Here is a 13,563-nt window from a genome sequence, read left to right as displayed (position 1 = left end):
CCAGTCCCGATTGCTATTCGCGCCAATCGAACAGGACGCCGTGATAACGATCTTTGTCGAACCGCAGCCCCTCGTAAGCAGACGGCGCTTCCGCCGGCTTCAGCACATGGCTGATCAACGGCTCGATCTTCAGCTTGCCGCGCTGCATGAGGCTGAACACGATCCGGGAATTGCGTACCATGGAATGCTTGACGAACGGGTCCGGCTCGACCGGGAAACGCCACTCGTGCGCCCCTTTGAACGTAATGCAGCCACGATCGTTCAGGTGGCAATAATTGAGCACGTCCGTCAGATCCGCGTTGTACGCGCCCCGCGGGCTCCCAAGCAGGATGAGCTCTCCCGACTTGGCGATCCAGCCGAGGCTGTCGGCCGCGACCTTGGACAGTCCCGTTGCCTCGATATGCGTCGAGACACCGGCGCCGCCCGTCAGCTCGGCCACCTTCGCCTTACCCTCGCCCAAGCTGCTGTCATAGGTCTCGTACAACCCGCAGGTCTCGGCGATGCGCCGGCGTTCGGCGGACAGGTCCATCCCGATGACGTCCGCACCTTGCAATTGGGCCAGCTGCGCCGCCATGTTCCCGATGAGTCCGAGTCCCGTGACGCTGACCGCATCGCCGAGTTCTATATTAGATACGCGGACTGCGGTGAAGGCGACCGTCGCCATGCGCGTGAACGGCACCCACCGCAGATCCAAGCCTGCAGGAACCGCCAGAAACGTGCCGTCTGTCGAGACGACCTGGTAGCGGGAGTGATCTCCATAATGAAAGACGATATCCCCTTTGCGCCACGGCTGCTCGCCCGCGCCCGCCTCGACAATCTCGCTGACCGACGCGTAACCCGGCGTTCCCGGCATCCCGAACCAGCTCTCGCCGCCGGAAAGGCAGGCTAGCTCCGTGCCCGGACTGATCAGCGTATACAGCTTCTTGACGACGACCTCGTTGGCCGCCAAGGCCGGTACGGCGAATGCTCCCTCTTGGACCTCGACTTGCCATGGCTTCGCGAACACGACGCTTTGGTTGATCATGGTTGCCCCACCCTTTTAGTTTACTTGAGATTGCGTTTCTTTCAATGTAACGATTTCGGACAGGGAAGTCTTTAAGATAAACCCTGATCTTTTATCAAAAAGTAAGGGACGGCCTCCGGATTCAAAAGCAAGTCCGGAAGCCGCCTGCCAGCTTAACCGACCACCGTTACGTCCATGACCTCGCTCTCCGTCTTGCCTGCCGCATTAACCAGCTCCGCGCGGTAATGGTAGACGCCCGGCGCTCTTCCGGACACGGAGGTTGAAGCCGTCTGGGCGTCCGGCGTATAACCGCTTAGCGCGTGCTCGTCGATCGGCTGGCCGTTCTCGTAGAGCCTGTACTTGGTCCCGTTGGTCCCCCACCACATGTTCATCGTGACCTTGTAGGCGCCGTCGCGGTCCCAATTGTCGTTGGACAGCACCGGCTTGCCCGGATTGGCGTCGCTGACGACGACTGTATGCGGATCGCAGGCAGAAGAACCAAGGGCATTGGTCAGCTCGCAGGTATAGACATAGGTGCCGTTCTTCCTTCCCGTCAGCACGATCGTCGCTTGCTGAGCGGCGGGCGATGCGTCCTTAAGCGTCGTATTGTCGATCGGGACGCCATTCTCGTACAGCTTATACTGCGTGCCGTTCGCGCCCCACCACATGTTCATGGTGACGGCGTAGCTGCCGTCGCGCAACCCGCTATTGCCGCTGTTATCGGACAACGCCGGCTTCCCTGGCTTCGCGCTCGCCAGCACGGCCGGCGTATACGGCCCGGTGCGGACAAACTTGATACCGTCCGCCAATATGAAATTGCTGGTGAGGTTGCCGTTTGCGATGGACACGCTCCCTGTAGCGCCTGGCAAGAACGCGAAAGTGCCGATTTTGTTCCACTTCCCGCCGTTCTTCGATTGATCGACAAGGATGTTAGTCGTTCCCTCCGCGTCTCGGACCGTGAACGGCGCGTCCGTCGGACCGGCGGTCGTATGATGCCATTCGTACACGTCATACAGGCCTGCTTCCGGAATAGACGGCGTATACGTCGCCGTGGCGCCTCCGCCTCTTGTCGTGTTCAGCGCGAATTCACCTTTGAATGCGCTCGCGTTGACGCCCGTGTTGCGCCAGGAGGCATCGGAGAAGACGACGCCGGAAGCGTCCTTGTCATCCATCTCGATCGATACGTTATCCGGAATGCGCGCAAAGGAGACATTGTCGAACGATACCTTGCCGCTGCCGGCCCGAATCCCGATCCGGACGGAGATGTCCGTCTTGGCCGGCACGACGACGGTCTGCGCGTAATACGCGTATTGGCCGGTCAGCGTCACGGAAGGGAGCAGGTGCAAGCCGTTCCCGTCCGTTATGTCCAACGCGGGACGGACGCCTGCGCCGCCGTCGAGCTGTTTGACGTAGGCCGACAACGCATAGGTGCCCGGCTCGAGCGCGGTAAACGACTGCGTCATGTCGGTCCTCCCGTCCGGCGCCCCCGCCGAGTCGAACGTCAGCGCGTACGCGCCCTGAAACGGGCTCGTCGCGTTCACGTACGCGTTCGTGCCGTAGGTGCCCTCGCCCATCTGCCAATGGCTCAAAAGGGCGGAGGCGGGATCGCCCGATAGGGACTCGAAGTCCCCGTTGGCGAACGCCGCTGGCCTATCTCCGACCCTGACCAGCTTGATGCCGTCGGCCAATATGAAGTTGCCGGTCGAGACGGCAAAGTTATTCGTGATGACGATGCTGCCCGCGGTGCCCGCTTCAAAAGGATAACTGCCGATGAGGTTCCACTTGCCGCCGGTGGCGGCCGTTTGATTCACACTCGTCTGCGCCGTTCCGCTCGCATGGTGGATCGTGAAGGGAGCGGCAGTCGAGCCGCTTGTCGCGTGGTGCCATTCGTACACGTCGTACATGCCCGCAAGGGGAATCGACGGCGTATACGTGACGCTGGCATTGCCGTCATGGCTTGTATTCAGCGCAAAGTTTTTTAAGTTCGCGCCGGGATTCTCCTTCGTGTTGTCCCATGCGCTGCCGGGTACCGTACTGGCGAACGTCACGCCTGTCGGATCCGAATTGTCCATCGACACCTCCACGCGCTTGAACGATACGCCGTCGATGTCGAGCTTGCCCGCGCCGGACAAGATGCCGATGTTAACCGTCAGATCCATCGGCTCATTCACGTTGAACGGCTCGGAGTAATAGGCGTACTGGCCGGTCAGTGCCGCCGGCGCAACCTGGTGGTCGCTCGTCCCGTCCCACACGTTCAGCTCCGGCTGAAGATCGGCCCCGCCTGCCGTCTTCCGTATGTACGCGGACAGCATATAAGTGCCCGCTTCCACGACGTTGAACGATTGGTTCATGAAGACGCGGCCGGACGGAACGCCCGTAGAATCGAACGACATCGCATTCGCGCCTTCGTGCGCGCCATTGGCGGCACTGTTCACGTACGCATTCGTCCCGTAGACGCCCGCGCCCATCTGCCAGTGGTCGGCCTTGACCGCCGCCGGTCCGCCCATCGGGTCGCCCGACAGCTGCTCGAAGCCGCCGTTGCGGATCAACGGCGCCTCGGCGGCATCGAGGCCGGCGATCTGCAGCCGCTCGCTGCTGACGATGAACAGCGCATCCTTCTTGAACACCGAGCCGTCCGCCTGCACCGGCACGGCGTTCCCGTAGTTGTCGACGACCCGCACAATCTTATTGGCATTGCCGATCTTGACGTTCATCGGCTGGCTGTCCGCCGACAGCACGCTCAGGTATTTCCCGTCCGTCCGCAGCATCACATGCTTGACGGGAAGCAACGCTTCTTTTGGAAAGTTAGCATAGGAGCCAACGTAAGCGGCGACCTTTCGCATCTCGTTTTGCAGCACCGCGGTCGTCTGGAACACTTCCGTCGGGGACAAAGTAAAGCGATTGACGAACATATTGTCGGCGGGATCGCCCATCGTGAAGTATTTGTCGAATCCATTGCTCAGGTAGTCCAGGTACCTGTCGACCGTGTCGTACAGCTTCTTCGCAGTGGTCGGAGCCGTCAGCGGGTAGTACTCCCCCTGCCACAGCTGCAGAGCGGGATGATTCGTCTTGGCCACGCGGTATGCAGCGAGCACATCGTTTTTGATGTCTCCCGTTTTCATGTAGCCGTGAATGTTGAAGATATCGTAGTATCCGGCATAAGGCTCCGACAGCGCATCGACCGCCATCTGCCGATCGGCGGATGTCCCCGAGACGGGCGAAAAGCCGCTTGTCGAGACGTAAAGCTCCAGCTCGTGTCCCGTCTCAGTGAGGTACTCGGCCTTCACCCGCTGCGCCTGCTCATGGGCGATCTGCAGCATCCGGAAGTACTCGGCCCCCGTGCCCGAGAAGCTATCCGCTTTGTAAGGCGGGTGGAAGTTCATCTCGTTGCCGATCTCGTAGTACTTGACCTTGCCTGCGTACCGCTTCATCGTACGATAGACATAATCCGCCCAATCGTCCCCTTCTCCGGGCAAGCCGTTCTGGGACGCAATGTCCCGGGGCACGTATCGATCCGCAAGATATAAATAATAGGACCCGTATCCTGCCGCCGGAATCGTGCTCACGGGAGGGCGCGTCGATGCCCAGTTCGGCGGGTTGCCGAGCACGGCCAGTACGTCCAGGCCCGCTTCGTTCGCGGCGTCCACATACTGATCCGCATGCTCCCATGCGTAATGTCCCTGCTCTGGCTCGACCGCATACCACAGGAATACGCGCGAGTCCTCCCAGGCGCGGGTGGCGCTCGTGTTGATTTGCGCCCAAGGCGACATGCTATCCTTATAATCGGAATGCGTGCCGTAGTAGTCCGCGTACACGCCGTCGGCAACCGAGATCTCGTTGGCAGGCAATTTGGAGACCGCGCTGTTGTAGACGATAGCGTCGCCGACACCGGAGCTGACGGTCGTCTCCAGATTCCAGAATCCGACTTTGCCGGCCAGATCGGGCAGGGGAAGCTCCTCAATTCTATACTGGCCGTCCGCCGGCACGGTCACGGATTGCGTATGGGTAAATGCCACGACGCCTTCCGGATCGGTCGCCTTGACAGCGACATCGTACGTACGAGCCGCGGTGCCGTAATTGACCGTCATGACGGGATAGACCGCCTCCGCCTGCTTCGCGAACACCTGCTTGTCGTTGCGGAATGCCGGCTTGGCGACGCTGTACCCCGAAGAGACATGCCAAGGCGTCTCGAACTTCTCCGTTTGTGCGGGCTGACCCAGCGTAATATCGCCGAGCAGAGAGGTGTCCGTACTTTGGCTGAAGGACGCGGTACTCGTCTCCAGCTCGCCGGGCGCCAGCGCCTTCGTCGAGATTTTCAGATTGCTGACATTGTAGGGCGCGCCCCGCTCTACGGTGAATTCGTAGGGCATGAACTTCTCCTGCACCGGACCGATGCTGTACGATTGCCTTGCAAGCTGCTGGCCGTCCTTGTAGATCGCCGCATAGCCGTTAGGCCCCAGCTTCCATACGAACGCAAGATTGAAGGATTGGCCGACCGTATAGTTCAAACTGGCAGGCTGCGCGTAGGCGAACGCCCCCGTCGTGCCGGAACCGTTCTTGACGAAAAAAGTGAGCGGCTGCGCGTAATCCGTCCCCGTCGGCTTACTGGTCGGCGGAGGGATGTGCGCGTTGATCAGCGTATTGCCGGGTCCGCCCTGTTCCGGAATGACGCGGAACAGGAAGTCGTACCAGTTGCCGAATTCCACATACGGCTTGTCGAGACGCACCGTCAGCTCGATCGTGCCTTCGTTCGGGTTGAGGATGCCCGGCGCAAAGTCGCGGTACCAGGTCTCGTTGGGGATAAAGTAATCCGACGGGTTCGGGACGCTTGCGGTGAGCGCGGACGCCGCTGCCGACGCTCCCGTCGTCGGCGAGACGATCGCCAGCAGCAATAGCAGACAGACCGCCAGCCGCGCGACTCTCCCCTTGCCCGCCGCTGACCGTGAAGCTTTTTTCTCCATCTTCATTTTCCTCCGCTTCGTTTGGATGTGTTGCCCGAATGGCCGCCCGATGTAATCGCTTCCATTTGGACACTCCCACTATAAGCAACGGAGGAACGCGGGAAAACGGGATAAAGCTACGATTAGGTGGCGAAACTTATCGTCCTGTCCCCAGTTACACGGTTTTTCCGGCTCACTCGCCGCTCCCGGCGCCTTCGACATTCCTGACCCCTCAGCCGACACCCCCTCGGCCGCACAAAAAGAATCCCGGCCCCCTCGCTCTGAGGGCAACCGGGATTGCTGCTGTTACTTCGCAGCCTTTTACTTCGCAGCCTTTTACTTCGAAACCTTTACTTCGCGTTGTTATACGCGTCATTCAACGCCTTCTCGACGTCCTCTCCGCCCGCTTGCTTCCACTTCTCAAGGAATTGGTCATAGGCGGTCAGCGGCAGCGCGCCGGTGATGATCTTGAGGAAGTACTGGTCGCGCAGGTCCTTCAGCTCCGTGCTCTTCTGATCGACCAGCGGGATCGGCGCGACGAGATCGACGACGTTCACGTACTTGGCGACTTTGGAGACCGGCGTGAAGTACGGGCTGAGGCCGGCGTTTTCCATCCGCTGCAAGCCGAGTTCGACGGTGTCGAACATGTTGTAATACACCTTGTAGGCGATGTTGCTCATCTCCGGGAGCGCCACGTTCTTTCCGTTTTCCTTTTTAAAGTGCGTGCCTTCTAGCCCGAAGGAGATAAAGTCGATGACGGCCGGATCCGAAGCCTTGTTCAAGAACTGAACGACTTCCTTCGCATGCTTGCTTGCCTTGGGAATGATGAAGTACTTGGAGATGGTAGACGACGCGCCCATGCCGAACGAGCCGTTGCTGCCCGTCGGCGGATCGATGTACGCCAGATCGCTGTTTGCGTTTTTCTCCTTGGACGCCGCGACGATCGCCGGACCTTCCCACCAGCCCAGCGTCGCCAGCGCCGCCTTGCCGTTCGACAGCTTCTCCTTCACGTTATCCGTCTTGTTGACGACGGATTCCTTGTCGATCAAGCCTTCAGCGAACAGCTTGGAGGCAAAGGCCAGGAAGTCCTTCGCTTCCGGCTGCGCAGCCGTGTAGACGACTTTGCCGTCCTTCTGCACGTAGTCGACGGGCGGATAGAACATGCTCGCGATCGCCTCGAGGCCGGTTAACCCTTCCGACAGGTTGGCCGTATACGGCGTCATATCGGGCTTCTTCTCTTTAATCGTCTTCAGTGCGTTGTAAAATTCATCCTGCGTCTTCGGCACGCCAAGCCCCAGCTCCGCCAGCACGTCCTTGCGCGCCGTCAAGCCGTAGGACGCGTTGCTGTAGCTGAACGTCCGGATGGCGTAGATCTGGCCGTCCCACATGGCCGATTTCCACTGTTCCGGCGTGAGCAGCGACTTGATATTGCCGCCTTCCTGGTCGAGCAGCGCGTCCAGCGGCGTGAGCAGCCCTTGCTGCGCGAAGTTGCCGAACTGCGCCTTCTCGGAGTTGCCCATGATGATCAGATCCGGCGTATCGCCGGAGGCCATGAGCACGTTCAGCTTCTGGTGAAGCGCTTCCGCATCCTTCGGCAGGAGCTCCCATTGGACGTCGAAGCCGGTTCGCTCGCGAATGCCGTCCGCGATCTCATTGTGGTTGACGTCCTTCCCGCTCGGGAACTCGGCGATATTGTTCGGCACGAGAATCTTGAGCGTGACCTTTTGCCCGCTTGCTTCAGCGCTGCCGGAGGCCGCCGAAGACGAAGTCAAAGCGGCCGAGGACGAAGCAGCCTCGCTCCCGGACGAATCCGAATCGTTCCCCCCGCAGGCGGCAAGCGCCGAAGCTACCAACGGTACTGCCGCAAGCCCTAATGCCGAACGCGTGACACGGTTAAATTTCATATTGCTGTCTCCCCTTTGCTTATAGTTGCTATATTAGCCTTTTACGGCGCCAAGCACGATCCCTTTGACAAAAAACCGCTGGAGGAACGGATACACGAGCACGATCGGCAGCGTAGCCGCCACGACGACGGCGCCGCGGATGGATTCCTGCGCCACCTGCGTCTGGGCCATCATCTCGATGTTGTTGCTTGCGTCCGACACGCTCATGATCACTTCCCGCAAAAATACTTGCAGCGGCAGCCGCTTCGCGTCGCTGATGTACATCAGCGCGTCGAAGTAGCTGTTCCAATATTCGACCGCGCAGAAGAGGGCGGTGGTCGCGATGACGGGGGCGGCCATCGGCATCATGATGCTGAACAGGATGCGGATATTGCTCGCGCCGTCCATTTTCCCCGACTCCTCAAGACTGTCGGGGATGTTGTAGAAGTACAGACGGACGATGATCATATTGAACGGACTGACCAGACCCGGCAGCATGAGCGCCCAGAGCGAATTGATAAGCCCGAGATTCTTGATGACCAAATACGTGGGCATGATGCCGGCCTGGAACAGCATCGTGAAGACGAACAGCATCATGATCAGCTTCTGCCCCGCCAAGCGGCTGCGGGATAAGGCGTAGCCGGTGAACACGGTGAGCGTGACGTTGATTAACGTGCCGACGACCGTGATCAGGACCGAGTTGCGGAACGAGCTGAGGAACTTCGGGCTGCCGAGCACGATGTTGTAAGCATCCGTCGTAAAGTGGACCGGCCAGATGCCGACGTCGCCCGCCACGACGTAGCTCTCGCCGCTAAGCGACTTCGCCACGATGTTGAGCACGGGAATGAGGCAGACGAGAATGCCCAAGACGAGACCGGCATAGACGCAAATTTCGTAGACGACTTCCCCTTTGGTTCTGAGCCTCATGCGGCCACTTCCTTTCTGCCTACCAGAGGCTTCGCTCCCCGTACTTTTTGCTGAAGTAGTTCGCAGTGAAAATCAGCCCCATGCCGACGACCGACTGGAAGAGCCCGATCGCCGTCGTGTAGCTGTACTGCAGGTTGCCCAGGCCCATGCGGTAGACGAACGTGCCGATAACCTCGCCGACGCCCGCGACGAGCGGATTGTAGAACATCAGCACCTGCTCGACGTCGTTGCCGAGCGCGCTGCCGACCCGCAGGATGACGACGAAGAAGATGACCGACCGGATGCCCGGCAGTGTGACGTGCCAAATCTGCCGGAAGCGGCCGGCGCCATCCATGCGGGCGGCTTCGTATTGCTGCGTGTCGATGGAGAGGATGGCGGACAGATAGATGATCGAGGACCACCCCGTCTCCTTCCAGGCCGCCGACATGACGAGCACGCTGCGGAAGAACCGCTCGTCGGCAATCATCATCGTGTCCTGCATCCCCAGCAGGTGGAACAGATCCTTCAGAATGCCCGTCTGCGGGGACAAGAGGTTGATGAAAATCGTGCTGATGATGACCCACGAGAGAAAATGAGGCAGGTAGGTGATCGTCTGCGCGGTCCGCTTGAACGCCACGTTGCGGACCTCGCTGATCATCAGCGCCAGCAGGATCGGCAGCGGAAACTGAAAGATGAGCTTGTACAAGTTGATCAGCACCGTATTGCGCAGCACCTGATAAAATTTGTCGTCGTGCAGCAGCGCCTCGAAGTTTTGCAGGCCGACCCACGGGCTGCCCCAGATCCCTTCGCCGAGCCGGTAATCTTTGAACGCGATGATCGCGCCGAACATCGGGACGTACTTGAAAATCAGCAAAGCCGCGAGACCGGGCAAGAGCAGCAAGTACAGGTCGTAATCCCGAAGCGCGGCGCGCAGTCGGCTTCGCTTGCTCATTTACACACATCCTTCTCCTTGATGGAATCGCTTTCAACTCTGTGAGTTCAGTATAAAAAAAGAGAGCCGCCCCTTAAACGGGACAGCTCTACGATTAGGTGGCGGATCTTACGCCGTTGCGCAGCGGATCGACGGGGGCGGTCTTCAGCTTCAAGCGCACGACCGTGCCGACTCCCGGCCTGCTTCGAATGGAGACCCCGCAATCCGGGCCGTAGTACAGCTGCAGCCGCCGGTGCACGTTGCTGAGTCCGTACCCGCCGACCGTGCCGTCCAGCACGCCCGCCGCCGTCTCCCGGTCCATGCCGGCACCGTTGTCCGCGACGAACAGGACGATCTCCTCGCCGATCAGCTTGCCGCGCAGCAGGATGCGTCCGTCGCGTCCCGCCGCTTTGTTGATGCCGTGGATGATCGCGTTCTCCACGATCGGCTGCAGGATCAGCTTGATGATCTCGATGTGCTGCAAGCCGGGATCGAAGGAGAGATCCGTACGGAGAGCGCCGCCGAACCGGACATTCTGAATGTCGACGTAAGCCCGGACATGCTCGATCTCCTTTTCGAACGGAATCTTGTCCTTGCCGCGATTGAGACCGATCCGGAAAAACTTCGACAAGTCCGTCACGATCCTGGCAATGTCAGGCGCGCTCGACTTGAGCGCCATCCACTTGACCGAGTCGAGCGTGTTGTAGAGAAAGTGGGAGTTGATCCGTCCCTCCAGCACCTTCATCTCCTCCTGCTGCTTGTGCTGCGTGACGCGGTACACTTCGCCGATCAGATTCTCGATCTGCCCGGACATCTTGTTGAACCGCCGCTGCAGCAGGGAGATCTCGTCGCGCCCTTCGATCTTCACCGTCTCTCCGAAGTGCCCGTGCTCGATGCCCTTCATCTTGTCGGCCAGAACGGACAAGCGCCGCGTGATCCGGCCCGACAGCAGAAAGGCGAGTGCCGTAGCCAGCGCGATCAAGCCGGCCGACAGCAGCAGGATATAGACGCCGAGCATGTCGCTCTGATCGGCGATGTTCACCGTCGGGATGAGCGCGACGATCTTCCAGTCGACGTTGTCCAGCTGCTGGACCAAGTACAAGTAGGTCTTGCCTTCGTAACGGATCGTCCTCGCTTCGCGGTCCGTCCCTCCGCCCAGACGGAGAACGTCCGCCAGCGGCGCCTTGTCGATGCCGAGCCGCTCCGGCTCGTGGGAATAGGAGGTAATGACGGATTCATCCTTGATCAGCATCGCCTTGTAAGGAAGCGCGAGATTCATGTTTTCCAGCACGTCGGTCAGCGTCCGCTCCTCCACGTCGATCGCGATGACGCCGAGCGAGGTGGTGACGTTGTTGAAATCTTTCATCAGCCGCTGCAGCGAAATAATGCTTTTCGTCCCGGCATCCAGATAAGACGTCGGACCGAGGTATTTCCAGGCCATCATATTCTTCGCCTCGCCCAGCTCCCGGCGGTAAACGTCGAATTCGCCGTCGCTTAGCCCGAACAGGCTGATATTCTCGGTCGTATACAGCGCCGTGCTGGGCACGAGCAGCCGGATGCGGAAGATGTTGCGGCTCGTCTCGAGGTTATGCAGGATTTCCTTGATGTCCTTGTAGTCGTCCATCGTCTGTTCGGTCGTCAACTCGGACGCGCGGGCGCGCCTCAGCATCTGCTGCAGCTTGTCGTTCGTATATACGATATAAGAGATGTTCTCCACCTCGGTCAACCGGTAGGACAGGTTGATCGAAGTCTGCCGCAGCGCTTCGAGGTAGGCGCGGCTGGTTTGCTCCTGAATGATCGAGGACGATTTGCGGTAGGAAAAAAAGCCGATCGCGACCGTCGGCACGAGCACGAGCAGCGCGAACGCCACGAGCAGCTTGCTGCGGAGACTGGTGCGGGAATCGAACCGGCCCATCCATCGCCACATGCGCTTCACGCCCGATCCCTGAACTCGCTCGGATTCATGCCAACCTCGCGCTTGAACAGCTTCGTGAAGTATTTGCCGTCCTTGTATCCGATGCGCTCCGCCACGTGCTGCACGAGCAGGCCCGGCTCCTCCCGAAGGAGCCGCTTGGCCTCGGCCAGGCGGATTTGCGTGATGTAATCGTTTACAGTAATGCCGGCGTTTTTCTTGAAAAGGTTGGCCAAGTAGTTAGGCGACAGATGCACCGCCTCGGCCACTTGCGCGAGCGTCAGCTCCTGCCGGAACGCGGTTTGGATGTAATCCTTCACGGCCCGCACTGCCTTGCGTTGGTCGGACCCGCTCAGCGAGGCGGTCTCGGCGCCCGCGAGCAGCTCGTCCAGCTCCGCGTAGTCGTTCAGACCCGCTTGCTTCGCCGGTCCCGCGCTCAAATTTTCCACCAGCCGGTCCCGGACCCACGCTTGCGACAGCTCGTTCCGCCGTTCCAGACTGCGCAGCCGCTCCTGCCTGGTCCGATCCTCGTCAAGGTCGGCCACGACCTTGCGGACGACCTCCGCGAATTCTTCCTCGTGGAAGGGCTTGAGCAAATAGTCCACCACCTGCAGCTTCAGCGCCGAGCGGATATAATCGACGTTCTCGTGGCCGCTGATCATGATGACCTTGATCGCTTTGCCCTCGATATCGGCCTGCAGCCGGCGCGCGAGCTCGATGCCGTCCATCTCCTTCATCACCACGTCGGTGATCACGATGTCCGGCCGGATTCGGCCCGCCAGCTCCAGGGCTTCCTTGCCGTCCGATGCGGCCGCCGCCAGATTCAGCCGGTAAGACGCCCAGTCGATGCCCAGCCGCATCCCCTCGCGGATGACCTCCTCGTCTTCGACGATCATGCAGGTGTACATGGCCGCTCCCCTTCCCCATGCTAACTCCACTTAATATAACGCCTGCCCGGTCTGCTTGTCATGCCGCCCCTACGGCGTCTCAAGCGGCGCAAAGACCTTCTCCGTTCGGAGAAGGCCGCTGGTCTTATAACAGATAATAGTCTCCCGAGTCCTTGCCGGCCAGCGAATACCGTTGATAATGCTGGTAGTGGGCCTTGTACAGCTCTCCGTCCTTCGCGGGGGAGTAGGTCAGGAAGAGCTGCTTACGGCTGTGCTCCGACAGGTTCGGTCCGCTCTGATGCGGCGTGAAGGAGTGGAAGATGATGACGTCGCCCGGATTCGTCGCGACGATATGGCCGGTAGCGGGATCGATCTCGGCGATCTCCGCCGTGTTCATGTTGCGCAGCTCTCCCGCCGTCGAGCGCAGCCGGTCGTGGTAGCCGGAGAACAGCTCCAGTCCGCCGTTCTCCGCGGTGGCGCCGTCGATCGCGACCATGACGGAGATGAGCCCCTCGATCGGGAAGCCCTGCCACCACGACGCGTCCTGATGCATCGAATACCCGTTGGCCCCCGGCAGCTTGAAGATCAGCTTATCCTTGAAAAGCTTCGGCTCGTCGAGGTAAATATCCCGCAGCGGCGCCAGCAGCCGGTCGTCCTGCACGAGGTCGGCGAATACCGCGGAGATATCGTGAACGGGATCGAACCGTTCGATCTTGGTCTCCCCGTTCGCATAGCTCTTGTAGCCGGCGCGGATATTCTTCGGATCGGTGTAGTCGGAGAGCGTGAGCAGCTTGTCGCATTCGATCTGCAATACCTTGGCCTCGGCTTCGGTGAATACGTTTCGCAGGACCAGATAGCCTTGGCGATTGTAGTCTTCCAGCTGCGTCTTGCTCAGAAAGTTAAGCTTTTGTATCATTTGCGTCAGCCTCCATTTTTTTCTCGTTCTATATTTCTGAGCTCCTTCTACAATGCTATGATATGACTTGAATCGACTTACCTCCATGCATTGGATTCATCTATTTCATATACTTTTTTTCTGTTCGGGAGAGGGTGCGGCAGGTGGAGGTCAAAGCCTATTATTACAATGCGGGCAGCATGAAT

8 protein-coding genes are annotated in these 13,563 nt (G+C 59.8%); all 8 read right to left on the bottom strand.

Going from position 1 to position 13,563, the window contains the following annotated elements; all coding sequences use genetic code 11:
- Positions 1-13: 13 nt before the first annotated feature.
- Entirely contained in the window at positions 14-1,024 is a 1,011-nt protein-coding gene (locus ACFSR7_RS06595; RefSeq protein ID WP_378159834.1) for a zinc-dependent alcohol dehydrogenase, read from the bottom strand.
- Between the two features lie 152 nt (positions 1,025-1,176).
- Entirely contained in the window at positions 1,177-5,964 is a 4,788-nt protein-coding gene (locus tag ACFSR7_RS06590; protein WP_378159832.1) for a golvesin C-terminal-like domain-containing protein, read from the bottom strand.
- A gap of 329 nt (positions 5,965-6,293) precedes the next feature.
- The gene (locus ACFSR7_RS06585) at positions 6,294-7,847 is read right to left on the bottom strand and encodes an extracellular solute-binding protein (RefSeq protein WP_378159831.1); all 1,554 of its coding nucleotides are present in this window, start codon (positions 7,845-7,847) and stop codon (positions 6,294-6,296) included.
- A 33-nt stretch (positions 7,848-7,880) separates the two neighbouring features.
- Entirely contained in the window at positions 7,881-8,753 is an 873-nt protein-coding gene (locus tag ACFSR7_RS06580) for a carbohydrate ABC transporter permease (RefSeq protein ID WP_378159829.1), read from the bottom strand.
- A 19-nt stretch (positions 8,754-8,772) separates the two neighbouring features.
- Entirely contained in the window at positions 8,773-9,684 is a 912-nt protein-coding gene (locus tag ACFSR7_RS06575) for an ABC transporter permease (RefSeq protein ID WP_378159828.1), read from the bottom strand.
- 94 nt (positions 9,685-9,778) lie between these two features.
- Entirely contained in the window at positions 9,779-11,590 is a 1,812-nt protein-coding gene (locus tag ACFSR7_RS06570) for a cache domain-containing sensor histidine kinase (RefSeq protein WP_378159826.1), read from the bottom strand.
- Positions 11,591-11,595: 5 nt separating this feature from the next.
- Entirely contained in the window at positions 11,596-12,513 is a 918-nt protein-coding gene (locus tag ACFSR7_RS06565) for a response regulator transcription factor (RefSeq protein ID WP_378159824.1), read from the bottom strand.
- A gap of 94 nt (positions 12,514-12,607) precedes the next feature.
- Complete coding sequence (locus ACFSR7_RS06560; RefSeq protein WP_378159822.1) at positions 12,608-13,378, bottom strand: phytanoyl-CoA dioxygenase family protein; 771 nt, start codon at positions 13,376-13,378, stop codon at positions 12,608-12,610.
- Positions 13,379-13,563 lie beyond the last annotated feature (185 nt).

Source organism: Cohnella sp. GCM10020058 (genome assembly GCF_042683485.1).
Taxonomy (GTDB): domain Bacteria; phylum Bacillota; class Bacilli; order Paenibacillales; family Paenibacillaceae; genus Cohnella.
This window is presented reverse-complemented; position numbering and strand designations above follow the sequence as displayed.